This window comes from Acinetobacter schindleri CIP 107287, from assembly GCF_000368625.1.
Lineage (GTDB): Bacteria > Pseudomonadota > Gammaproteobacteria > Pseudomonadales > Moraxellaceae > Acinetobacter > Acinetobacter schindleri.
Genome location: NZ_KB849574.1, coordinates 477,376 through 502,713 on the forward strand (window position 1 = coordinate 477,376; position 25,338 = coordinate 502,713).

17 protein-coding genes are annotated in these 25,338 nt (G+C 44.4%); 8 read left to right on the top strand and 9 right to left on the bottom strand.

The genetic code is table 11. The features are described 5' to 3' along the window. Positions 1 to 21: 21 nt before the first annotated feature. The 3 genes from ssb to F955_RS02500 all read right to left on the bottom strand — a co-directional run bounded on the left by ssb (position 22) and on the right by F955_RS02500 (position 3,262). Complete coding sequence (gene ssb / locus F955_RS02490) at positions 22 to 603, bottom strand: single-stranded DNA-binding protein (protein WP_004813671.1); 582 nt, start codon at positions 601 to 603, stop codon at positions 22 to 24. A 51-nt stretch (positions 604 to 654) separates the two neighbouring features. Beyond that, positions 655 to 2,019 carry an MFS transporter gene (locus F955_RS02495; RefSeq protein WP_004890683.1) on the bottom strand — a complete coding sequence of 455 codons (1,365 nt, stop codon included), beginning with the start codon at positions 2,017 to 2,019 and terminating at the stop codon, positions 655 to 657. A gap of 154 nt (positions 2,020 to 2,173) precedes the next feature. After that, positions 2,174 to 3,262, bottom strand: a complete 1,089-nt coding sequence (locus tag F955_RS02500; RefSeq protein ID WP_004813674.1) for a DUF475 domain-containing protein — start codon at positions 3,260 to 3,262, stop codon at positions 2,174 to 2,176. A 222-nt stretch (positions 3,263 to 3,484) separates the two neighbouring features. On the opposite strand from F955_RS02500, the gene tenA reads away from it, so the two are divergent. Both tenA and uvrA read left to right on the top strand, forming a co-directional pair. Further along, complete coding sequence (gene tenA / locus F955_RS02505; RefSeq protein WP_004813677.1) at positions 3,485 to 4,153, top strand: thiaminase II; 669 nt, start codon at positions 3,485 to 3,487, stop codon at positions 4,151 to 4,153. 345 nt (positions 4,154 to 4,498) lie between these two features. Then, the gene (gene uvrA / locus F955_RS02510) at positions 4,499 to 7,330 is read left to right on the top strand and encodes an excinuclease ABC subunit UvrA (protein ID WP_004890685.1); all 2,832 of its coding nucleotides are present in this window, start codon (positions 4,499 to 4,501) and stop codon (positions 7,328 to 7,330) included. Positions 7,331 to 7,473: 143 nt separating this feature from the next. Here the strand turns inward: uvrA and F955_RS02515 are convergent, their stop codons facing one another. Continuing rightward, positions 7,474 to 9,177 carry a GGDEF domain-containing protein gene (locus F955_RS02515; RefSeq protein ID WP_004813681.1) on the bottom strand — a complete coding sequence of 568 codons (1,704 nt, stop codon included), beginning with the start codon at positions 9,175 to 9,177 and terminating at the stop codon, positions 7,474 to 7,476. A gap of 1,128 nt (positions 9,178 to 10,305) precedes the next feature. Here F955_RS02515 and omp33-36 point away from each other — a divergent pair. Beyond that, the gene (omp33-36, locus tag F955_RS02520) at positions 10,306 to 11,226 is read left to right on the top strand and encodes a porin Omp33-36 (protein WP_004890687.1); all 921 of its coding nucleotides are present in this window, start codon (positions 10,306 to 10,308) and stop codon (positions 11,224 to 11,226) included. 36 nt (positions 11,227 to 11,262) lie between these two features. Here the strand turns inward: omp33-36 and F955_RS02525 are convergent, their stop codons facing one another. The 4 genes from F955_RS02525 to F955_RS02540 all read right to left on the bottom strand — a co-directional run bounded on the left by F955_RS02525 (position 11,263) and on the right by F955_RS02540 (position 16,653). After that, on the bottom strand, positions 11,263 to 11,970 hold the full coding sequence (locus F955_RS02525) for an ion channel (RefSeq protein WP_004890690.1): 708 nt from the start codon (positions 11,968 to 11,970) through the stop codon (positions 11,263 to 11,265). A gap of 352 nt (positions 11,971 to 12,322) precedes the next feature. Then, positions 12,323 to 14,284: a BCCT family transporter gene (locus F955_RS02530; RefSeq protein ID WP_004890692.1), complete on the bottom strand. Its 1,962-nt coding sequence runs from the start codon at positions 14,282 to 14,284 to the stop codon at positions 12,323 to 12,325. A gap of 328 nt (positions 14,285 to 14,612) precedes the next feature. Further along, positions 14,613 to 16,319 carry a cation acetate symporter gene (locus tag F955_RS02535; protein ID WP_004890694.1) on the bottom strand — a complete coding sequence of 569 codons (1,707 nt, stop codon included), beginning with the start codon at positions 16,317 to 16,319 and terminating at the stop codon, positions 14,613 to 14,615. A gap of 1 nt (position 16,320) precedes the next feature. Continuing rightward, positions 16,321 to 16,653, bottom strand: coding sequence for a DUF485 domain-containing protein (locus tag F955_RS02540; RefSeq protein ID WP_004890697.1), 333 nt, complete (start codon positions 16,651 to 16,653; stop codon positions 16,321 to 16,323). 182 nt (positions 16,654 to 16,835) lie between these two features. On the opposite strand from F955_RS02540, the gene F955_RS02545 reads away from it, so the two are divergent. Both F955_RS02545 and F955_RS02550 read left to right on the top strand, forming a co-directional pair. Further along, the gene (locus F955_RS02545) at positions 16,836 to 20,327 is read left to right on the top strand and encodes a hybrid sensor histidine kinase/response regulator (RefSeq protein ID WP_004890699.1); all 3,492 of its coding nucleotides are present in this window, start codon (positions 16,836 to 16,838) and stop codon (positions 20,325 to 20,327) included. Between the two features lie 414 nt (positions 20,328 to 20,741). Next, positions 20,742 to 21,503, top strand: coding sequence for a hypothetical protein (locus tag F955_RS02550; protein ID WP_004890701.1), 762 nt, complete (start codon positions 20,742 to 20,744; stop codon positions 21,501 to 21,503). Between the two features lie 63 nt (positions 21,504 to 21,566). Here the strand turns inward: F955_RS02550 and F955_RS02555 are convergent, their stop codons facing one another. Then, positions 21,567 to 22,217 carry a response regulator gene (locus F955_RS02555; RefSeq protein ID WP_004813697.1) on the bottom strand — a complete coding sequence of 217 codons (651 nt, stop codon included), beginning with the start codon at positions 22,215 to 22,217 and terminating at the stop codon, positions 21,567 to 21,569. A 374-nt stretch (positions 22,218 to 22,591) separates the two neighbouring features. Between F955_RS02555 and msuE the strand changes: the two genes are divergently transcribed. The 3 genes from msuE (at position 22,592) to F955_RS02570 (ending at position 25,248) form a co-directional block, all read left to right on the top strand. Continuing rightward, a complete protein-coding gene (msuE, locus tag F955_RS02560) occupies positions 22,592 to 23,326 on the top strand; it encodes an FMN reductase (protein ID WP_004890705.1) in 735 nt (244 codons plus the stop codon). A gap of 28 nt (positions 23,327 to 23,354) precedes the next feature. Next, positions 23,355 to 24,467, top strand: coding sequence for a dimethylsulfone monooxygenase SfnG (gene sfnG / locus F955_RS02565; protein ID WP_004890708.1), 1,113 nt, complete (start codon positions 23,355 to 23,357; stop codon positions 24,465 to 24,467). Positions 24,468 to 24,627: 160 nt separating this feature from the next. After that, the gene (locus F955_RS02570; protein ID WP_017401381.1) at positions 24,628 to 25,248 is read left to right on the top strand and encodes a riboflavin synthase; all 621 of its coding nucleotides are present in this window, start codon (positions 24,628 to 24,630) and stop codon (positions 25,246 to 25,248) included. Positions 25,249 to 25,338: the final 90 nt, after the last annotated feature.

A 25,338-nucleotide genomic window follows, 5' to 3' on the forward strand; every position in this document is an offset into this window, starting at 1 on the left:
CTCTTCTGTTTTAAATTTTAATCAAAACGGTAAGTCATCATCCAGGTCTGCTGCAGGCGCTGCAACTGGAGCTGGTGCAGATTTTGGCGCAAAACCGCTTGGATTGTTATTGCCATAGCCATTGCCACCCGCAGGTGCATTATTGAAGCCACCTTGCTGTGGTGTATTATAACCTTGTTGACCAGCATTGTTATTGCCATAGCCGCCCTGGTTATTGTTGAAACGTGGCTGTGCAAAACCGCCATTGTCTGACTGTTCACCTTGAGGACGGCCAGAATCCAGCATTTGCATCTGCTCACCACGGATTTCTGTGGTGTAACGCTCTTGACCACTTTGGTCTGTCCACTGACGGGTACGTAGTGAACCTTCGATATAGACTTTAGAACCTTTACGTAGATACTGCTGTGCAATTTCACCTAAACGGTTATGCAGCACAATGCGGTGCCATTCTGTTTGCTCTTTACGCTCACCAGTATTCTTATCCGTCCACGAATCACTGGTCGCGATAGAGAATTGAGTGAGAGAACCCCCATTCGGGAAAGTTTTTGTTTCAGGATCTCGACCTAAAGTACCTACTAAAATAACCTTATTTACACCACGCATGAGACCTATACTTCCTATTTGTTTCTATATTTTACTTTATAAGAGTTATGCTTAAATGGCTACCTCTTTACCCAACAAGTGCGTTAATTGTTGTCGCGCAGTATCATTAATCTGCTGTTTATCAACCTTGACGTAGGCCACTTGCTGTTCCGGCATCACCACGACTTCTTCAATACCATGAATAGATAAAAGCTGTGAAGTCCATTCATCTGTTTGTCGATTTTCAGGCAGGCTTAAAACCAGGGACGAAAGATAGCGCGGCTGAGCCAGACCAAAACTGATGAGCAGCCAAATTATAGCAACCGCAGTCAGAATACTCCAACCCATGGAAGTGTCATTCAGCAACAAAAGTTGTCCGCCTAGCGTACCGCCAAAGAAGGCACCGAGGAACTGGCTGCTGGCATTCACGCCCATCGCTGTTGCCTTGGACTGAATTGGCGCAACCTTGGATAACCACGATGGTAATAAGGCTTCCATTACATTGAAGGCAATAAAGAAGATCCCTAAACCAGTGAGCAGGATATATTTTGATTCAAAGCCAAAAATCAGTACCAATAGGCCAACGATAATTCCCGCAATTGCAGTCAGGAAAATACCACGCATTTTGCGGTATTTTTCCGCCAGAATAATGCTTGGAAAAGCAAAGAACAGACTAATCACGAGTAAGGGCAGATACACCCAGCCATGATTGGCCAAAGGAATATTAGCGAACTCAATCAGCTGCGAAGGCACATAGATAAACATTGCCGTGAGTAACAAATGCAGGCTAAACACAGAGACATGCAGGCGATTCAGGTCGCCCATTTTTAGAACTTGTTTCAGCTGGATCAGATACCCCTGCTGAAAATTACGATGATGCCGGGTCACTTTCGGCACCATCAGCAGCATGGCAATTGCCGCCAGCCCCATTATGGTAGTCACCCAGAACAGCCCAGAAATCCCCACCAGACCCGTTAACCAAGGGCCTAAGGTAAATGCCACCACAAAAGATAAGCCGATACTCATGCCCATGGTTGCCATGGCTTTCATGCGGTTTTCTTCACGGGTCACATCGGCAAGCAATGCCATGACCACCGCCGAAACCGCACCGCCGCCCGCAATGGCACGCCCAATAATCACTCCATAGATTGTGTCCGACATGGCGGCAATTGCACCACCCAATGCAAATAGCAATAACCCGATGACCACCAGCGGTTTGCGACTGAAACGGTCTGCAATCAGGCTAAATGGAATCTGTAGAATGGCCTGAGTCAGACCATAAACCCCTACTGCCAGGCCAATCAGTGCCGGCGTAGCATATTCATATGACTGTCCTGCAACCGAAAATACAGGGATAATCATAAACAACCCCAGCATGCGCAGTGCAAAAATGCTGCTAAGCGCAAAGGTTGAGCGACGTTCTAGGGCATTCATCATAAATTATGGCAGTTCAATTGATGGATCTTCAGGCGAAGATTATAGGACATTCGGCCGGGATGGATGCAGGAATTTTATTTGAAATAAAGATGATGCTGATCTAAAAAATAAAAAAGCGCAGCCGAAGCTACGCTTTTCATTCAGGGGCAGCGCTTTATTTGTCTAAAGCTGCCTGACGCTTCTTGTACTGAATCGAGGCAATCACTGCCCAGACAATAAAGGCCACACCGATCAGACCGGTCACCAATTCTGGTACATGCAGGCCGGTTCCGCTGGCAATCATAATAAAAGCCAATGCACCGATGGCATAATGCGCACCATGTTCCAGATAGATATAGGCATCCAATGTGCCCTGCTCAACCAGGTAAATCGTCATTGAACGGACAAAGATCGCACCAATTGCCAGACCGAGCATGATGATCACCACGTCTGAGGTAATCGCAAAGGCACCGATCACGCCATCAAAACTGAACGAGGCATCCAGGACTTCCAGATACAAGAATCCGCCGATACCAGCTTTCACCACGCCAGTAGGTACACCATTTTCATCATGACGAATTGCATTACCATTTTCATCCACTTCAGGTTCACCACCGAGCATATGACTCAGCACCTGCACCCCGATATAAATCACGATGCCCCAGATCCCCGCCATAGTCACTGCCAGACGCTTAGCTTCATCGACATTGGCTGCCATAATTAACAAGGCTACCAGTGCGATAAAGACCGACATCGCCGGTACATTGGCCAGATTGGACAGACGGCGTTCCACCCGTCTGAACCAATGCGTGTCTTTTTCTTCATCCAAGAAGAAGTTCAGGAATACCATCAACAGGAAAGCACCACCAAAAGCAGCAATCTCAGGATGATGTGCCATTAAACGTGCTGAATATTCTTTCGGATCATTCAGGGCCAGACGTACTACTTCCATAAAGCCCAGGTCTGCAGTCACTGCAACAATGACCACCGGGAAGATCAAACGCATCCCGAAGACTGCAATCAGAATACCGACTGTCAGGAACAGCATTTTCCAGAAATGATCCCAACCCCGTAGGACTGAGGCATTGACAACCGCGTTATCAAAGGACAACGACACTTCCATAATCGCCAGAATAGCGGTAATGGTCAGCGCTGTGAGCATGGTTTGCAGGCCTGCGTCAGGACCATGGGTATAACCCCAATACGCAGACAAACCAAGACACACGATCGAAAATGCAATCGAGAAACCAAAATGTTTCAACATACACAACGACCTTGGATAAATTAAATAAATGTATGGCTGCGAGAGAGCAGCAATACGAATAGGAAAAGTTAAGCTAATTATGAAACTTTTAGCGCATAAACCAAAGCACTTCCTGAGCTGTTTTATCTTATTTTCTGTTTTTAAAATTTGCCGATCTTTTAAACAGCCGGATCTTTGCTATAGTGCCGCATGGTTTAACTTGAACTGCGAAGGATTTTCAGCATGAGTTTTTCACAAGAGGTATGGCAACGTAATCTCGGACTTTATCAGAAGACCCTGGCCCTGCCCTTTAATCAGCAACTGGCGCAAGGTACTTTAAGCCGCGAAGCCTTTAGTCATTATGTGATTCAGGATGCGCATTATTTACTGGCCTATGGCCGTGCACTGGCCGTGTGTGCCGCCAAAGCTTTTGAAGCGGACGATGTAATTCAGTTTGCCGAGGCAGCCAAAATTGCGATTGTGGTGGAACGTAGCCTGCATGATGGCTTTATGCAGGATTTCGGCATTAGCAAAGAGCAGTTTGAAAATACCCCGCTGACTCTGGCGTGTCATCACTATACCTCTTATCTGACTTCGACCGCCTGGTCAGAAAGCTACCCGGTGGTGCTGGCCTCGTTGCTGCCTTGTTTCTGGATTTATGCCGAAGTTGGTAAAGATATTGTCGACAACTCTGCGCTGAATAATTCGTATCAGGCTTGGGTGAACACCTATTCAGGAGAAGAATTCCACACTGCGGTGCGGAATGTGATTGCGACCGTTGACCGTGTTGCGGCACGTGTCGATGCCGATACACTAGAAAAAATGCATACAGCCTATACCCATGCAGCGCGTCTGGAATGGTTGTTCTGGGACAGCGCATTTGAGCAACGCCAGTGGCCTGGTCTGGATTGATACAAGCTGAATTCAGCCCTGTTCAATACGGGGCTTTTCATTTTTTCTACAAAATTCTAAATAGACACAATCATCCTAATTTTTATCTTGGATCGATGCTCAGCAATTCTACGCACTCTGTGTTTTTTTACAGAGCTTAAATCCATGTTCAAATGCTTTTATTAAAAGCAGGACCAAAAGTTTAATCGGAAAAAATACTTGATACATTTTTAACTTATTGCTTTGGTACTGATCTTTTGACCAATCACCGACATAACTTGACGTTTAAAATACTTTTATTTGCACTTGAACATTTTTCATCCGGTATCATATAAGGGTTTTTGATGAATATTCTAGGATCATTGCATGAGCCAAAGTCACATCCGTATTCGAGGCGCACGTACCCATAACCTGAAAAATGTGAACCTTGATATACCACGCGACAAGTTTGTGGTGATTACGGGACTGTCTGGTTCAGGTAAGTCCTCACTGGCATTCGATACCTTGTATGCCGAAGGTCAGCGCCGTTATGTCGAGTCATTGTCTGCCTATGCACGCCAGTTCCTGTCCCAGATGGAAAAACCGGAAGTCGATTCGATAGAAGGCTTAAGTCCGGCCATTGCGATCGAGCAGAAGTCGACCAGCCACAACCCGCGTTCAACCGTGGGGACTATTACTGAAATTTATGACTATCTGCGTCTGCTGTATGCTCGCGTCGGTACACCTTATTGTCCAGAACATGACCTGCCGATGGTCGCGCAAACTGTGAGTGAAATGGTGGATGCGGTAAAAGGCTTGGAAGAAGGTACTGGCTTAATGCTGTTGGCGCCTGTCGTACGTGAACGTAAGGGTGAATATTCCGCATTATTTGAACAGTTACAGAGCCAGGGTTTTGTACGCGCCCGCGTGGATGGCGAGATCATGGAAATTGATCCTCCGCCAGAACTGGATAAAAAGAAAAAGCATACCATTGAAGTGGTGGTTGACCGCTTTAAAGTGCGTGATGATCTGGGTAATCGTATTGCCGAAAGCTTTGAAACTGCACTTCGTCTGGGTGGCGATATTGCCATTGTCTCGCGGATGAAAGGCGAACGGCCAGATCGTGTTTTCTCAGCCAAACATTCCTGCCCGAAATGTGATCGTGCGGTGGCGGAACTGGAACCACGTCTGTTCTCGTTCAACAATCCATTTGGTGCCTGCCCGGTTTGTGATGGCCTCGGTACGCGTAGCCATTTTAGTGCAGATAAACTGATTCCAAATCCTGAATTGAGTATCAGTCAAGGTGCAATCCGGGGTTGGGACCGTCAGCGTCCATATTATTACAGCATGATCGAAAAGGTCGCCAATCACTTTGGCTATTCGTTGGATACGCCATGGAATCAGCTCGAAGCCGATGTTAAAAAGAAATTCCTCTATGGTACCGGTCGTGAAAAGATCGATCTGAGCTATATTGACGAACGCGGTCGCCGTCATAATCGTGTGATTGCTTTCGAAGGTGTACTGCCGCATTTAGAACGCCGTTATCGTGAAACTGAAAGCAATTATGTCCGTGATGATCTGGCACAGTACTTGTCCAATGCCGCCTGTGATGCCTGCGATGGTTCACGTCTGAATGAAATTTCACGTAATGTCAAAATTCTGGACAAGACCATTGCTGACATTACCCGCATGTCGATTGGTGATGCCGAAAGCTACTATCAAGGTCTGAATCTTGAAGGTGCCCGCGGTGAAATTGCCGATAAGATTTTTAAGGAAATCCGTGAGCGTCTGCACTTCCTGGTGTCTGTTGGTTTAAATTACCTAAGTCTGTCCCGTTCAGCTGAAACTTTATCTGGTGGTGAAGCACAACGTATCCGTCTGGCTTCTCAGATCGGTGCCGGTCTGATGGGTGTCATGTATGTGCTGGATGAACCCTCGATTGGCCTGCACCAGCGTGATAACGACCGTCTGCTACAAACCTTGGTACGTCTGCGTGATCTTGGTAATACAGTATTGGTCGTTGAACATGATGAAGATGCGATTCGTGCCGCCGATCATATTATTGATATTGGTCCAGGTGCTGGCGTACATGGCGGTCATGTGATTGCCGAAGGAACCTATCAAGAACTTGCTGAACATGAAGATTCCCTGACTGGTAAATATCTGTCTGGCAAGCTGAAAATTGAAGTACCGAAAAAACGGATCCAACCACCAAAACCGGAAGAACAGATCAGGCTGATGGGTGCAGCAGGCCATAACCTGAAAAATGTCGACCTGACCATTCCATTAGGGGTGATGACCTGTGTCACGGGTGTATCAGGTTCAGGTAAATCGACGTTAATTAACCGCACCTTGTTGCCACTAGCAGCAACACAGCTCAATGATGCAACCACTCAAACTTCAGAGAAATTTGATTCGATTGATGGTCTGCAATTCCTGGATAAAGTTGTAGATATTGATCAGAGTCCGATTGGACGTACACCACGTTCCAATCCAGCGACTTATACCGGTCTGTTTACTCCGATTCGTGAACTGTTTTCACAAACACAGGAAGCCAAAGCACGTGGTTATGCTGCTGGCCGTTTCTCGTTTAATGTGAAAGGTGGTCGCTGTGAAGCCTGCGAAGGCGACGGTATGATCAAGGTAGCAATGCACTTCCTGCCGGATATGTATGTACCGTGTGATGCCTGTCATGGCAAGCGTTATAACCGTGAAACGCTGGAAGTAAACTACAAAGGCAAGAACATTTCTGATGTACTGGAGATGACTGTTGAAGATGCCATGCATTTCTTCGATGCCATTCCAGTGATTCACCGTCGATTGGAAACCTTGCATCAGGTTGGCTTAGGTTATATCCGTCTGGGTCAGTCTGCGACAACACTTTCTGGTGGTGAAGCACAGCGGGTGAAACTGGCACGTGAACTGGCAAAACGTGATACCGGCCAAACCCTGTATATTCTGGATGAACCGACGACTGGCCTGCATTTCCATGATATTGCCAAACTGCTGGATATCCTGCATCAGCTCCGTGACAAGGGCAATACCATTGTGGTGATTGAGCATAACCTGGATGTGATTAAGACTGCGGACTGGATCGTGGACTTAGGTCCTGAAGGGGGTTCAGGTGGTGGTATGATTATCGCGGAAGGTACGCCTGAAGAAGTGGCAAAGAGTAAGACTTCGCATACCGCGCGGTTCTTAAAGCCGTTATTGAAATAAGGAATCTTCCCTAGCCCCTCTTTTTAAAAGAGGGTTAGGGCGGATTCTAAAGAATTAGATTTTGCTAAAACGGTAATTTATTCATCGTTTTTTTATTTTAAAAACATGGATATATAAAGTAAAAGACATTAAAAACATATGAACTAAACCTCAGCCACTGCATTACGTCCTTGACCTTTAGCCACAAACAAAGCCTTATCCGCTTTGGTAAATAGGCTGATCCAAGACTGCGCACCTATCGCCACCCCCACACTGACCGAAACCTGAATCTGATCACCATTTTCACTTAAAATATAAGCATCCTCTACTTCGCTTCGAATCTTATCGGCAATCTTACGGGCATTATCGAAGTCAATATTTTCAATCAGAACCAGAAATTCATCCCCGCCATAACGTACCAGTAAATCAGAAGTACGGACATTGTCCTTCAGGCACTGCGCCACAAACTGAATGACTTCATCTCCGACAATGTGTCCATACTGATCGTTCACCTGCTTAAAGTGATCAATATCAATAATCATCAAACACGTCTGACTAAACTGTGAAGGATGTGATTCCAGAAAACGGGTGTATTCCTCCAAGGCGAATCGATTCGCCAGTCCGGTTAAAGGATCGGAATGAGCAATATTTTTAAGCCTGAATTCTAAGGCATCACGTTGCTGCAACATCTGTTGCAACCTTTGAATGGCAGTAAATAAGGATTCAGATTTAGTATGGGCATTCGATGATAAAGCTTTGGTATCACCATTTTCCGAAAGCGTAAACAGAATTTGACGCGCTTCAATCAGCGGCTGAAATACACTTTTACGTGCAAAAATCATCGTCGCAATTGCTGCTCCTACAGACACAAATGAAAGTAAAACTGTCCAGAGCAATTGCTGCAAATGAGAAGATTTTTCCCGCTCTGCAACCTGATTACTGTACTCAAGCAAATAGCTTTGCAGGTCAACAACGGTAGCAAATTTATCAACCATCGCATTGGTGAGTTCTGTTCCTGTCAAATGATAAGGAGCCTGCTGAATGCTCTCTTCCACCAGACTTGAAACGATTGGTAAGCCTTTTTGGATAAAGACCGTATCGACAGCATTATGCAACCGGTTGAATTCTTCAGTCTTGTCCTCTTCTGGCTGCAATGTGCCGATTAAATCCCAAAGATAATGGATCCGATATTGGACTTGCATGGCACGGGTCAGGTTTGCCGCAGGAATCGGTTGGTCGAAAGTCACATAAGCCATGATTATAGAGGCGGCACGCCCTGCCTGATCCCTCAAGTCAGATAAAAATAAAATCTGAGAAATAAAATTATTTTGTGAGGTAGAGGTGGTATTAGAAGCAATTACTACTCCTTTTAGGATAGTACGACAACTGTCCCAGGCCTTAAACATTGCAGCAATCGCCTGATCAAGTGCTTGAGCATTACGCTGTTCCCAAGGAATTTTTGCATAACTATCGATCTGTAAACGTCCCTGCTCCAGACTTGGTCGAACCGCACTTTCCAAACGTTGACTTAAATGCGGGAAGCCCACTTGCTGTAATACTTTTGCTGTATGCTCGAACTGCTGATCTACTTCTTTACGGTAAATTTCGAGTTCTTGTTGTCGTTGGTGAATTTCTTCAGGCGTACTGGAAAGGACTTTATTGGCAGGAGCTCTTTCCTTGGAAATCTTATTGGCCAGAATGGCAACTTCTTGCAAGGCATGTAATTCGTCAGAAGTACGCACAGCCTTAAGGTAACTTTGAGTGCTATTCACAATGAGAGGAATGCAAATGAACAGCAGACATAGAATAATGACAGACATTGCGCAATAAAGATGTTTACTGATTTGTTCAGAGCGCAGAGTATTCATTGTCTTAGCGTACGCCCTCAGACTAATAATAAAGTATTTGATTTATCTTAATTATTATACAAAAAATCCATTTCTTCAGAAAGAAAAAAATTCTTTATATTAACTGCTTTTATATAACTTTACTGAACTCAAAAGTCATATAGATATTAATTTATGTTCTTATATTTAAAGTAAAAATTTTTAATTTCAGCAAATAACCAGCAGATGTATCAAATAGTTTCAAAAAAAATTGAAATTCATATTGTTTACTGTTTACACATGCAACAATTAAGTGCATAATGCACCGCATTAGGGCGAATTAAATTTTTCCTCAGCAGATATTTTAATTTACCCGCAAATTTTGGCTAAAAAACCCCAATTTTCATTGAAAATTGGGGTTTTTTTTATCTATTTCATTTTTTATATAATATTTTACCAAAGGTAATGCACCATCGTAGTGCTTTAATTTCTTTTAAAATATACTTTAATTTGTTTAATATTTATACTTATTGATTAGTCTTTATCCCCTTCACTCATCTCTACTTAAGTTTCAGGCAAAAAAAAGCCCAACCTTGGGGAAAGCTGGGCCGATAAAACACAAAATTCGTGGAGAATCAGGTCAAATAAAGAATTTAAGTAAATACATCATCTAACTTGATGAATTAATTATCGTAACTTTCATGTAAAATGTAAAGCATATTAAATTAGTTGGATTTAATATTTGTGTGTTTTTTACACAAAATCAGATTTAATTTAAATAAAAAATAAATTTAATGAATTAGAAAAGAATTATTGAATCAATTAAATAAGTGATCTAGGCATTTTTAATCATTTATATGGAGAGGTTTGACTCTATAGAATTGGTTTTTCCAATTCTTATATACATTTGAATTAAATTAAACAATAACTCCCCTATTATAAATGTGAATTTTCACGTGTTTTATATTATTTCTTTTTATTTAGGTAATTATTTGTTCTATCAGTATTTTTTTAAGACTAAGCAGTTGAATAATAAATTCACAATCTTTACAAAAACATAACAATTAGAAAATTCATATTTGTATGATTTTAAAAGATTTATTGACTTAATAAATTGTTACAATACAATTAACCCCTGTTTTACCTCCCTTTTGAAAAACGGTAATAATCATGAAAAAACTAGGTTTAGCCACTGCTTTATTATTAGCGATGACCGGTGCTCAAGCATATCAATTTGAAGTTCAAGGTCAAGCAGAACACATTGACAATACTGCCAATGACAAAGACTTCACTGGTGCTGTTCAAGGTACTTACTATCTCAAGGACGTTGATGCTTCTAAAGGTCCTTTAGCTGAAGCAGCATTCCTAAACCAAGCTTCTAACGTGTCTTTAGCTTATACATACGGTGAATACGATGTAGCGGCAGATACTCGAGTTTCAGAAGAAGGCGTAAACCAAACTTCTCATACTTTCGGTGCGAAAGGTGAAGCCTACATTCCAACTAAACTTGTTCCAGCATATGCAAGCGCTTCTTATAGCCATACTATTACTGACGGTAAAGATGGCCAAAAGAATGACAATGGCGATCGTTATGCATTAGAAGTGGGTGTATTACCTATTCCTAATTTCCTAGTTGCTGTAGGTTATACAAGTGTTGCTGACCAAGCTTCTCTTGATGCTTTCAATATCGTTTCTAATGGTGTTGCTAAAGCTGCTCTTGAGACTATGACTATCAATGAAGATCAAGATGCAATTACTGCACGTACTAAATACGTAGGTGCAATCGATGGCACAAATATGTCGATCGGCTTTGAATCTGGTTTAGTTTACGGTGAAGACACTGCTTATAACCTAGGTACAACGCTTTACCTCAACCCTAAACTAAGTGTTGGCGTTTCTTATATGGAATCTAGCTATGCAGGTTCTCCCGATAAAGCTTTAGGTGCGAACGTAAACTACTTCGTTACTCCAGCAGTATCTGTAGGTGCTAGCTACGTTAATGCTAACTACGAAACTAAAAATGCTAATCTGGATCAAGATGTTGCAACAGATACCCAAACTGTGGGCTTGAATGCTAAATTCCGTTTCTAATTTCTGATTAGATTCTGAATACAGAAAAAGGACACTTTATGTGTCCTTTTTTTCTTGCTCTGATTTTCTATGCGGTAAATGAGAAATATATTGCAGCCCCACCAGTCGAGAGACTATCAGTGCCAGATACATCACGCCAAAGAACATCTGGATCATGGTGAGCATTCTGGCAAATGGGCTCACTGGCATGGTATCCGCCAATCCTGTCGCGGACTGCACACTAAAACTCAAGAACAACAAATCTAACCAGGGCTGATAAGCTTGTAGATCTGGATCAGCAAAACTATAGGGAACCAATAACTGACAGATACTATAAAGAAAAGCGAACCCCCAAGCCATCAAAGTAAAGGCTGCGCCTGCCGCAAATAATTCATCTTTGGTCAGGTAACGGTCATGAAACATATAACGCAATAAACCATAGGATGCACTAAAATAAGCACATGCTTCAAAGGCATGGGCGGCAATTAAGACCCAGACTTGTTTCATCCCGAATAAAACCAATGATGAAAAAAATAGCGCACCAACAACGAAACTTAATCCCAGTAAGGTAAATACGGGAGTTTGACGAATGACCCGGGCGATCACCAGTAAAACCAACACGCCTAGTACCCAAGTTGCAGCCCGATAAGGTGCGTATTCATAGCTCAGTACTGACAGGATCAGAATGATGAATTGCAGACAAAGCAGCCATGCGGAAGGCAGGCGCTTAAAGGTCGTCCAGCACATTAACAAAGCTTGCTTCATCTAATCCTTCTTCTTCATGACACTACAATCTGCAGTTTTATTGTTATCTGCTCAAACTTAACATGTAATCATGTCATATGCAGAGCAGTGCTTTGTATCAAAATGATGTATTCATTTAAAAATATAAACAGTTAAATCAGATCTAATTTTTTAGTTTATTAATATAGAGTTTTACTTCATCCTTTTAGGAGCTAATCATCTATATTTTTATTAAAGAATAAATGAAATTTTTATTATTTATAAATAAGTTAAGGGATCATATCCTTGTTAAATTTCAAGATAATCCGAATAAAAAAGGACACAATATGCATCCTTTTTTATTCGGTTTGTTAGGTTAATCAAACGACAGCACTTAGCGCACCCTGCTCAAGAAGTGCAGATGCCGTTCATACTGATCCAAAATATCCTGCAAAAGATCTTCCCGGGTCCATTCCATCACATCATAGTTTTGCCCACCTTCATTGAGGAAGACTTCAGCCTGAAAATATTGTCCTGCATCTTCATCCTGAGAGGGCATAAAACTTGGCGGTAAGATCTGGCGTGCAACCACTGCATAAACGAAATTCGCTTCATCCTGATGATCTACTCGTAAGCAAAGCCCCTGCTCTATTTCATCAATGATGACGGCATGATGACGGCGTTGAAACTCTTTCTGAATACTTAAAAATGCCTGTCTGACTTCCGACTGGATATACGCTGTCACTTCCTGTTCATTATGAGCATAATGCATGATGAGTCCCAAACGCTGCTGCCAGCTACGCGGATTATGAATTGCTCGTGGTGTAATTCGGGCTTCTTGTAATGCATGCATTTTGGTGACTTCTAGCCGCAGTGCTTTGATCAGCCCCCAACTAATCACCAACATGATCAAGGTAAAAGGCAAAGCACTCAACATGGTGGCCGATTGCAGTGCAGCCAGGCCACCTGCATATAACAGCACAATTGCCAGTAAAGCCATGATCACTGTCCAGAACAGACGCTGCCAGGTCGGAGACTGATCAGATTTCGCAGTCAGATAATCGGTAACCAGTGCACCAGAGTCAGCCGAAGTGACGAAAAATAACATCACCAAGAATGTGGCGACTACACTCATCACTGCCGAGAAAGGCATCCCCTGCAGAAATTCAAACAGTGCCACAGATGAGTCACGCTGTACTGCCTGCATCAGGTTAATATTCGCTTCATGCAAAATGCTGTAAAGCGCAGCATTGCCCATAAAGCCCATCCAGATCAGGGTAAAGCCGGTTGGAATCAGTAAAACACCCACGATAAATTCGCGAACGGTTCGACCTCGAGATACCCGGGCAATGAACATCCCGACAAATGGTGACCAGGAAATCCACCAGGCCCAGTACATAATAGTCCATCCGCCAATCCAGCCATTAGGCTGATAGGCATACAGATTAAAGGTCATACTGAATAGACCAGACACATACTGTCCGACGTTTTGAATAGTCGTTTGCAGCAGATAAATAGTCGGTCCTGCCAGAAAGACAAAAAGTAATAGTCCCAAAGCCAAAACCAGATTCAGTTCGGATAGGCGCTTAATCCCTTTATCCAGACCAAAAAATACCGAGAGTGAAGCCATCGCACTGACAATAATAATCAGGATGACTTGTACTCCAGTACTTTGCTCAATGCCAAACAGATAGTTCAGACCAGAATTGATCTGTGTTACTCCGAAACCCAAAGTGGTGGCGACACCAAATACGGTTCCAATCGTTGCGAAGATATCGACACCATCCCCGATCGGGCCGTAAATTCGTTTGCCAATTAAAGGATAAAGAGCCGAGCGTATTTTCAAAGGCAGCTGATGCCGATAAGCAAAATAAGCTAGTGATAATCCGACAAGTGTATAGATCGCCCAGGCATGGAGTCCCCAATGGAAGAAGGTAACCCGCATCGCCTGCTGTGCCGCCTGAATGGTTTCCGGTTCACCCGATGGAGGCGTGACATAGTGCATCACCGGTTCAGCCACACCGAAGAACATCAGTCCAATCCCCATGCCTGCAGTAAACAACATGGCAAACCAGGAGGTATTTTTATAATCCGGCGTACTATGGTCCGGGCCTAGCTTAATCTTGCCCATGTCCGATAGTGCAATAAAAATCAGCAGAATCAGAAAAATTGCAACAGAGAGTACATAGAACCAGCTAAAAGAGGTCGTCACCCACTGGTTCAGTTGCTGCGTCATCAGTTCAAACGAATTAGGTGCCAGGACCACCATTAAAAGAAATAGTCCAATGATGATGACAGTTGTTAAAAACACACGAGGATTCACATTGGAATACCAGGATGTGGTTCTGGAAGACATATCCACTCCATTTTTGCTTTTTATTAATCAGACCAGATCGGTCCCACGTACATTACTCAAAAAGAAAACTTGAATAAAAAAATGTATTTCGATCACATATCGAAACTTAAGTAAAATGATAAGTTATTGTTCTTATTCGCTTGGTTGTACTCCTGTGTCCTTCTCGTAACATGTCATAGAAAAGACTTGATCTTCTATTTTTGCCAAAATCTAAAAATCCAGCTATGCAATAAAGGAACAAAAAAATGAACTTCTTCATGAGTGTTGGCATCTACAGGCAATAAAAAAAGTCCCTTGCGGGACTTTTTTTATAGGTGATCAAATCATCTTAGTGATCAGAGGCACCTGAGATACCAATACCTGTTTGTGAACGTACAAACTGTGCATCGAAAGCTTTGCGTTCTGCTTGAGCCTGTGCAGAATTATCCGTCACAGAGAACAACCAGCAGCAGAAGAACGACAATGGCATTGCAAAGATTGCTGGACCATTGAATGGGTTCACCGCAGTTTCTGCAATACCCAGCGTATCCACCCAAACTGCTTTAGACAGTACGATCAGTACCACTGCAGTTACCAGACCAACGATACCGCCAATCACCGCACCACGAGTGGTCAAGCCTTTCCAGAACATCGACAGAACCAGTACCGGGAAGTTGGCACATGCTGCAACCGAGAATGCTAGACCCACCATGAAGGCAACGTTTTGCTTTTCGAACAGGATACCCAGAATCATCGCGAAGATTGCAAGACCAAGTGTTGCGATCTTAGACATACGCAGTTCAGATTCAGGCGTTGTTTGACCTTTCTTCAATACGTTGGCATACAAGTCATGTGAAATCGCAGAAGCACCTGACAGAGTCAGACCCGCGACGACCGCAAGAATCGTTGCGAACGCAACTGCAGAAATGAAGCCCATGAACAGGTCGCCACCCACTGCATCTGCAAGGTGAACCGCTGCCATGTTGTTACCACCTACAAGCTCTAGCTTGCCAGTGACTGCCATTTTTGCAACATCAAGGAATTGCGGGTTATTCGATACGTATAGAATCGCACCGAAACCAATGATGAAGGTCAACAGGTAGAAATAACCAATAAAGCCTGTCGCAACAACTACTGATTTACGTGCTTCTTTCGCATCTTTTACTGTGAAGAAACGCATCAAAATATGTGGCAGACCTGCCGTACCAAACATCAATGCAAGACCAAGAGAGATTGCATCGACTGGGTTAGATGCCAGGCTACCCGGACCCATGATTTTAGCTGCATCAGCAAGATTCAGATCATGTACTTTCGAATAGACACCAATCGCCTGTTCAAACATATTAGTAAAGCTGAAGCCCACGCCTTTCATGACCATGAAGGCCATGAAAGTTGCACCAGATAACAGCATGACTGCTTTAATGATCTGTACCCAAGTGGTTGCTAGCATGCCGCCGAAGATCACATAAGCCATCATCAGCAAGCCTACGATCACCACTGCGATGTTGTAGTTCAGACCGAAAAGTAGCTTGATCAGCTGACCTGCACCAACCATCTGTGCAATCAGGTAGAACGCAACAACCACCAGTGAACTGAGCGCAGCCAAGGTACGTACCGGTTTTTCCTGCAAGCGGAAAGAGACCACGTCTGACAGGTTATATTTACCCAGGTTACGCAGACGTTCTGCCACCAGGAACAATACGATCGGCCAACCCACCATGAAGCCTAATGAATACAGCAAGCCGTCAAAGCCAGACAGGAACACCATCGCGGAAATACCTAGGAAGGATGCTGCCGACATATAGTCACCGGCAATTGCCAGACCATTCTGGAAACCGGAAATACCACCACCAGCGGTATAGAAATCCTTGGTACTGGTGGTTTGTTTCGCTGCCCATTTGGTAATGAACAGGGTTGCTCCGACGAAAATCAGGAACATGATAATTGCAGGCCAGTTAGTCGCCTGCTGTTCTGCTGCACCTAAATCAGGACCAGCCATTGCGATGCCTGAAGCAACTGTTGTGGTCGCCAGGGCAATAAGAGAATTCCATTTCATCTTAACGTGGTCCTTTTTCATGAGCGATTGCTTCAACTTCACGGATTGCTTCTTCGGTCAATTGATCCAGTTTGTTATTGGCAATGTAGGAATACACACCACACAAGAGAAACGACAAAACAATGATGCCCAGACCTAGAGGGATCCCCCAAGTCGTCACACCACCTGAAAGTGAAGACAATAGAAACTCTTTGTTATAGCCGACCAAAAGCATGAAGCCGACATAAACGAATAACATGATTGCCGTAAGCGTCCAGCTAAGACGACTTTTCTTGGCGACCATTTCCTTGAATTTTGGATTTTGTAGAATGCGATCTACTTGTACCTCATCCATAATTACTCTCCTGAAGCCCAACCTTGGGCCGACTATTTTTTAATTCGAATTATCACTGTTACAAATTATCAATAATCGTAGGTGCTTGTAATTTAGACTTTGGTCGTTAAAAAATGATCAATTTAAACTGTGGCGTTCACGATGCGTTATCATAGCGGCATGCTCAGTACACATCAGGCTATATGAACAGTTGGCTCATCATAGGGGTACTTGCCCTCTATATCGCATTACTCTTTATCTGCGCTTTTTACGGGGAAAAACACGCCAGCAGGCTCAGTACCCGTGGGCGCATGCTATTGTTTAGTTTAACTTTAGGAGTGTACTGCTCCTCCTGGACCTTTTATGGTGCTACGGGTGCTGCAGTACGTGAAGGGATTATTTTCCTGCCGATCTATCTGGGTCCGCTGTTATTCGTTGCCGTGGGCTATGATATCTGGCGCCGGCTGGGACGGGTACGCCAGCATCATGCCATTTCTTCGATCGCTGACTTTGTCGCAGCACGCTATGGTAAAAGTGGCCCACTAGCCTCGCTGGTGACCATTCTGGCAGTCATTGCGATTATTCCCTATCTGGCCTTGCAGTTACGTGCCATTGCCCTGAGTGCTTCCGTGATTCTGGAGCCTTCAGCAGGCATTGCCAGCACCACCAATAGTGTACTGTTCCTGACTGGAGTTCTGGCTATCCTAGCCATGATTTTCGGTACGCGACAGATTGCCAATACCGAACAGCATGGCGGTCTGATGCTGGCAGTTGCCTTTGAATCTTTCGTTAAGCTGTTTGCATTACTGGCAGTTGCTGGTTTCTTCATGTTTGCTGCACCAGAAAATTTGTCGCAGATTACGGGTGATATCAAAACCACCTTCCATGAAGTGCAGCTGTTTGGCGTACCAGAAAGTTTCTGGGTACAAACCCTACTCGCGGCATTGGCGATTATCTGTTTGCCGCGTCAGTTCCACGTGGCCGTGGTCGAACTGCGCGATGAAAAGCATATCCGTGGCGCCCGCCGCTGGTTTGCAGTTTATCTAATTCTGACTACCATCGCGATCATTCCAATTGCCAGTTGGGCACTACATGCGGCACCACATTATCTGGCGATTCCAGACGTAGCAGTCCTGTCTTTGCCTTTAAGCTATAATCAGGACTGGCTGACGCTATTAGCCTTCCTCGGAGGATTCTCGGCATCCACCGGGATGTTATTGGTGTCTTCCGTTGCCCTATCGATCATGCTGAGTAATGACTTGATCATGCCGGCGCTGTGGCGTTTTAACCTGATTTCACGCCATGACAAACGTCTGCCACTGGTACTGAAATTTACCCGACGCATCTCTATCTTAGCTGTAATGCTGATGGGCTTCCTGTTCTTCAATTTCTTTAATGATATTGATCAGCTTTCTATCTTCGGTCTGCTGGCCTTTAGTGCGGTGGCACAGTTTGCCCCTGCCCTGATTGGTGGTCTGTACTGGCGGGGTGGCAGTAAACAGGGTGTCTATGCCGGCTTGCTGACCGGTTTTGCTTTGTGGGCTTATACCTTACTGTTCCCGACCATTCTGCGTAGCCTGCCCGAAACATATCAGCAGTTTAGCCACGACTTTCTCAATTATGGCCCACTGGCGCTCAACTGGCTTCGTCCTGAAGCATTACTGGGTTTTGAATCCTTTGATTCCTTGACTCATGGTGTGGTGTGGTCACTCGGTCTCAATTTACTGCTCTACATTTGGGTGTCACGCATCTTCCGTCCAAGTGTGGCAGAGCAGATTCAGGCGGAAAGTTTCTTCTACTATGAAACCAAACCCCTGCCTTCACAGAGCCCAACTACTGAGGTGAGCTATTCCCATCAGGATGTGGCCCGTTTAAAAGTCGGTGACCTGATTACGCTGGCCAAACGCATTACCGGTGAAGAACCCACCACGCGTGCATTCAAGCAGTTCTGTACCCAGAATAATGTCGAGCTGAATGAAAATAGCAGTGCCAATGGCATGTGGTGGCGCTTTACCGAGCAATATCTGGCTGGCACGATCGGTGCTGCCTCAGCGCGTACCTTATTGACCACTGCGATGGTAAATAACGGTCTGGCTCTTGGTCAGGTTGCCAACATTCTTGACCAAGCTTCCCAGTGGCAGCGCTTTAACCAGAACCTAATCATGACCATGATCGACCATATGACCCAAGGTGTCAGTGTCGTCGATGAAAACATGTGTCTGGTGGCCTGGAACAATCAGTATCTGAAGCTGTTTGATTATCCAAAAGATATTGTCTATGTTGGTTGCCCGATCGCTGACCTGATTCGTTATAACGCCGAGCGCGGTGAATGTGGGCCGGGTTCGGTCGAAGAACATGTGCGTAAACGGATTCACTGGATGCAGGTCGGTAGTGCACATGAATTCGAGCGGATCCGTAAAGATGGCCGTGTGATTCAGATGCGTGGTAATCCGATTGAAGGCGGTGGTTTTGTTACGACCTTTGCGGATATTACCGCCTTCCGTGAAAATGAAGCCGTACTGGAAGCACGTGTGCGTGATCGTACCCAGCAGCTTGCGGATGCCTTGTCCGAACAGCAATTGGCTCGTGAACAGGCAGACAAGGCGAATATGTCCAAAAGCCGCTTTATTGCAGCAGCCAGTCATGACCTGTTACAGCCGATGCATGCAGCACGTCTGTTCAGTACGGCACTGGAACAAAGTGTGCAAAGCGAAGAAGATCGCAAGACCTTACAGCAGCTGGACCGTGCCTTGTATGGTGCAGAAAGCATGCTTTCTGCCCTGCTGGATATTGCCCGTCTGGAAGGTGGAACGATTCAGCCGAAGCGTCAAGCTTATCCATTGCATGATCTGCTCAGTGATCTGGAATTGCAATTCAAGTCGATTGCAGCCCAGCGTGGCATCAAGTTCAGTGTGCATGATGCGCAGTTCTGGATTGATACTGATCCACAATGGATTCGCCGGATTATCCAGAATTTTGTCAGCAATGCGCTCCGTTATACCGCCAGCGGTAAAGTGATTGTGGGTGTACTGCGCTCCAGCAGCAAACCGAATCATATCCGTATTGGCGTATGGGATACCGGGCCGGGTATTGCCGAAGAACAGCGGATCAAGCTGTTCCAGGAATTTGAGCGTTGTGGTCATACCTCTCCGTGGGGTGAACAAGGTTTGGGGCTGGGTCTGGCGATTGTGCAGCGTATGACCAGCATGCTGGACTATCCGGTACACGTCTACTCTGAATATGGCAAAGGCTCCTGCTTCATGATTGAAGTACCGCTCACTGAGGCACCAAAAGTTGTGGCAGCTCCAGTGCAGGCAGTACCGCTGAAGTCCAAAGCCTTTAAAGTGCTGTGTCTGGACAATGATGAAACCATTCTGGAAGGTATGTCGACCTTGCTGACCAAATGGGGATATCAGGTATTTAAAGCTACAGAGCCTGAACAGGCACAGGAGATGATTGAACAGGAAAATATTCAGGTCTGGCTGGTGGATCAGCATTTGAATCATGACCAACGCGGTCTGGACTTTATCGTAGATAATCGTAAGCCAAATGTACCGGTTGCCTTGATCACTGCGGATTCTGATCCTGAACTGCCACAGCAGCTTAAGGAACTGAATATTGTGCTGCTGAAGAAACCGCTGAAACCTGCTTCATTACGTTCATGGCTATCGGGTTTAAAAATTTCAGACAGTTAAGTGATTATGGTTTCGATAAGTGCCTGTTTTACCGTTTAAAGCAGGCACTTTTTATATTAAATGTCACAAAAAATTTCAATATTTGCATGATTTTTAAGCGCATGTGCCAAAAATATCAGAATCAGGCTAAAAATCCTTACATCAATTGACCAAAAACATCATTTTAAAAATCGCTATGGCAAAACTTCACCATTCCTGACGTGAACCTGTGTGTACTTGGTTACAATATTGTAAGTTATTATTTTATATAAACTAATATAGGATTAACTTGATTGTTCGAACTTTAGTCGTATTTTTTCATGCCCCTATTTCGCTCTAAAAATATGACTTAGAAACGATCAGTATCTATTCATGCCTATATTCTTCATCCGCATGTCAGCTGATCATTTATTACTGCATAAAGGATGACTAATCATGAGCTTAGACGCTATTACTGAGATCAATCAGAGCCGACAGTTTCATCGTCAATACGGTGCCAATGCCATGCTGCCGGCAATCGACTGGAATAATCTGTTTAAGTACAGCAAACTTGATCCTGCTCAAATTGAAGCGCTAGAAACCCTGTATCAATCTGCAGTTCCTCTCGCCCTACAGGTATTTGATGAGCTGCACTTTGATGTGTTTGAGCCTTTTGCCTATAAACCGCAAGGTCTGGGGCTGTTCGAGCGTCTGGCAGAGCAGGAGTCGAAGCTGATTCAGTCTCTGGAAACCGAAGCTGCAGATTTAAGTGAAGATACCCGTCATCAGATCTGGAGCATGTTATTGCGCGGTGGTGCGGTACTGGTATTTAAAGCATGGTTGGCCAAGGTTAAAACTGGCGATGATCAGCTGGATACCTCACAGTTTGATGAACTTTCTGAACTGCTCTTTATTAAAACCTCACCAATTGAGCTGGCAGAGCGCCTACGTGTCGATCCAAATTCAGAACAGGATCATATCTTTCTGATGTACGGCAATGATGTTTACCTGGATCGCTTTAATAGCCTGGAAACGGCTGCGCTGTTTGTCGACCTGGGTGTGTATGATGCAGCTTTTCTGAGTCTGCGTGATGACCGTGTTGCTGAATACCTGATGTCAAAAGGCTATGTGACTCAGGAACAGATTGATGAACTGCAATGTGCCTTGAACCCGCTGTTCTGTGCGGACCTTACGCCAAAACAGGATTGTATCGCCTAAAAGCAGATATTCAAGCCATAAAAAAAGACCTCTGCGGAGGTCTTTTTTGTCGCTTCGAAAAGCTTAGATTTTCTTTTCTTCAATATTCAGCGCATTGATCGCCAAGACAGCCTGGGTACGGTTCTGTACGCCAAGCTTACGGAAGATCGCCGTCACATGGGCTTTAATGGTTGCTTCTGATACATCCAGTTCATAAGCAATCTGCTTGTTCAGCAAACCTTCTGCCACCATCATCAATACGCGGAACTGTTGTGGGGTCAATGACTGAATACGTTCGGCCAGTGCAGTTTCATCAGCCGCACGCGGATCAAAGTTCATATTGGCGGGCAGATTTGGCGGTAACCAGATTTCGCCTTCCAGTACTTCACGAATCGCTTCACCAATATGGCTTGGATGTGCTGATTTTGGAATATAACCCATCGCACCATGTGCAATTGCGCGTTGAATGATGCTGACTTCTTCGTGAGCCGATACCACAATAATTGGAAGCGAAGGATATTGGGCACGGACATGCACCAATGCAGAAAAGCCGGAAGCACCCGGTAAATTCAGATCCAGCAGCACAAGATCAGGTTCAGGACCATTTTCCAGGCGTTCATAAAATTCATTGACTGCTGCAGTTTCATGAATTTGTGCTTGCGGTAAGCTATAACGAACGGCTTGAATTAAAGCATGACGAAACAGTGGATGATCATCAACGATTAAAATATTCATAGGACGTGAGAGAGATCTTGTGCACGGTAGCTTATATTCTACCTGTAGTCGGTAGGTCAGCGATATGCAAGACTGTACAATTTTTAAAAATAATATCCAGTTTCGTTACATAAATTCTAAAATATCGGTATTTCACTAATTATTTAATTCTCATCATTTTTTTGTATATACATTATTAGCTGACTAAAATGCTTATTCTTATTCAATATAAGTCAAAATATCAATGTATTAGTGGTGATTGGCTTTCCAAAAAGCAAATATTTCAGTTATATCTCAAATTTAGATAACTTTTCAGCTTTTCCTTATTTTACACCCATGAGCGCATTTTGGATTAATAGGCTCATTCCGAGACTAACCCGTTTTTAGGTTCCAAAATGTCAAATCAAGATCTACAAAAGCCGCTCAATATCGTTGCCGTTTCTGGTGGTTTAAATCATCCTTCTAAAACTGAAGCGCTGGTACAAGCGATTATTGATGAGCTGGGTGAAGCCACACCTATCAATGTACATTTCATTAAATTCAGTGAAATTGGTCAGTTACTGGGTGGCGCAATCTACCGTAACCAGTTACCGCAACGCGTTCAGGATGATTTGGCAGCTGTAGAAGCAGCGGATGCACTGATCGTTGGCACTCCAGTTTACCGTGCCTCTTTCACTGGCCTGTTCAAACACTTCTTCGACTTTGTAGAGCAAACGGCGCTGGTCGATGTTCCTGTCCTGTTAGCAGCATCCGGTGGCAGTGACCGTCATGCACTGGTGCTTGAACATCAATTACGTCCATTATTCAGTTTCTTTCAGGCACAAACATTACCAATTGGTGTGTACGCAACGGATCGTGACTTCACACCTGAATATACCATTCACAGCGAACTGCTTCGCGCACGTATCACACTGGCTGTCGCACGTGCATTACCAATCCTGGAATGGGCACCCGCCAAAGGTCAACGTGCTGAAGTGATTAAAGAAAAGTCTCAACAAGCCAACCAGAACCTGGGCATAAATAAACAGATCGAACAGGAAGAAGTGCTGCCTTCAGCAGCGGTGCCTAGCCTGGATGCAGCGGAGTCTCGCTTACACAGCAAAAAAGCTCCAAAAACTCAAGTTGCTTAACGAAGAACTTCTTTAGAGGGTGAGAAGGATGTCAAATAATAAACATATTACTTTTGCATATTGGGTTCCAAATGTGAGCGGTGGTCTGGTGGTGAGTAACATCGAGCAGCGCACCGACTGGAGCTATGACTATAATGTACGTCTGGCACAGACAGCGGAAAAGGCTGGCTTTGACTATGCCCTGACCCAGATCCGTTTTACTGCAGGCTATAACGCAGAAAATCAGCATGAATCAGTCAGTTTTAGCCACGGTATTCTGGCAAAGACTGAACGTTTGAAAGTCATCGCTGCGATTCTGCCAGGTCCATGGAAACCTGCGCTGGCTGCTAAACAGCTGGCAACCATCGATCACCTGACCAATGGCCGTATTGCAATTAATGTCGTAAGTGGCTGGTTCCGCGGTGAGTTTGATGCGATTGGTGAAGAATGGCCGGAGCATGACCAGCGCTATGCGCGTTCAGAAGAGTTTATTCGCAGTTTGAAAGGTGTGTGGACTCAAGATCATTTCAGTTTTGATGGCAAGTATTACCAGTTTAATGACTATAGCTTGAGTCCAAAGCCGGTACAGAAACCGCATATTGAAATTTTCCAGGGGGGCAGCTCCCGCGCTGCACGCGATATGGCTTCGCGTGTATCCGACTGGTACTTTACCAATGGCAACACACCTGAAGAACTGAAAAAACAGATTGATGATATCCGGGAAAAGGCCAAAGCCAACAATCACCAGGTGAAAATCGGTGTGAATGCCTTCGTTATTGCGCGCGATACTGAGGAAGAAGCACAAGCAGTACTGCAGGAAATCGTTGCCAAGGCCAATGTCCAGGCAGTGAGATCTTTTAGTGATGCAACGCGGGAAGCAGGTGCAGCAACCGCAGAAGGTGAAGGTAACTGGGCCAAGTCTACTTTTGAAGATCTGGTTCAATACAATGACGGCTTCCGTACCAACCTGATTGGTACACCGCAGCAAATTGCTGAACGCATCATCGAACTGAAAAAAGTCGGTGTGGACCTAATTCTGTCTGGCTTCCTGCACTTTATTGAAGAAGTTGAATATTTTGGCCAAAAGGTCTTGCCTTTGGTCCGTGAACTTGAAGCACAACAGGCAACAGCTGTGCAACAAGAAGACGCTGAGCTCGTATAAGTATTCTAACAAATCTCAGCGCTTTCCATTCACTCCCCTAAGGCTCGGCTTAGGGGATTTTTTTATCTGGGCAGAAAACCAGGCAGTACAGTACAACGCTAGCCGGATTCTGTATTCCTCCCTACAATGTGATGCAATTGCAAGAATAGATGTTTTAACTATGTATACCGGTATTGTCCAAGGCCTTGAAAAGGTCGTCGAAATTCGCAAAGGCGATGGCTTTGTTACGATCATTGTCAGTGATCAGCAAGGTTTCTTTGCAGATGTGTTTATTGGTGCCAGTGTCGCAGTAAATGGTGTATGCCTGACCGTGACCACGATTGACCGTGAACAGCAACAGATTCATTTTGATATTTCTAATGTCACGCTTGAACTCACCACCTTAAAATCGCTTAAAGTCGGTGATGAAGTGAATATTGAACGTTCAGCAAAAGTGGGTGCGGAAAATGGCGGTCATAATCTGTACGGACATATTGAAGGCACAGCTCAAGTCACTCAGATCGAGCGTCGCGGTGAAACCTTGCATATCGACCTGCAGATTCCAGCTGGCAATATCAAATACTTTTTCCTAAAAGGTTTTATCGGACTGAATGGCTGCAGCCTAACGGTGAACTATGTTGATCGTGTCAAAAGTGAGATTTCGATTGACCTAATTCCAGAAACCCTACGCCTAACGACCTGGAAATCTGTTCAGGTTGGTGATGAAGTGAATTATGAAATTGACCAGATGACCCGAACTCTGGTAGATACGCTGGAAAATATCCATCTCGCCAAAGGCTAATACCTTCAGAGCTGATAGTGACAAACTTCAGCTCCTATCACGTTAATATTTCTCTACTATTTCTGTTTGATCAGATTATCTAGAATGCAT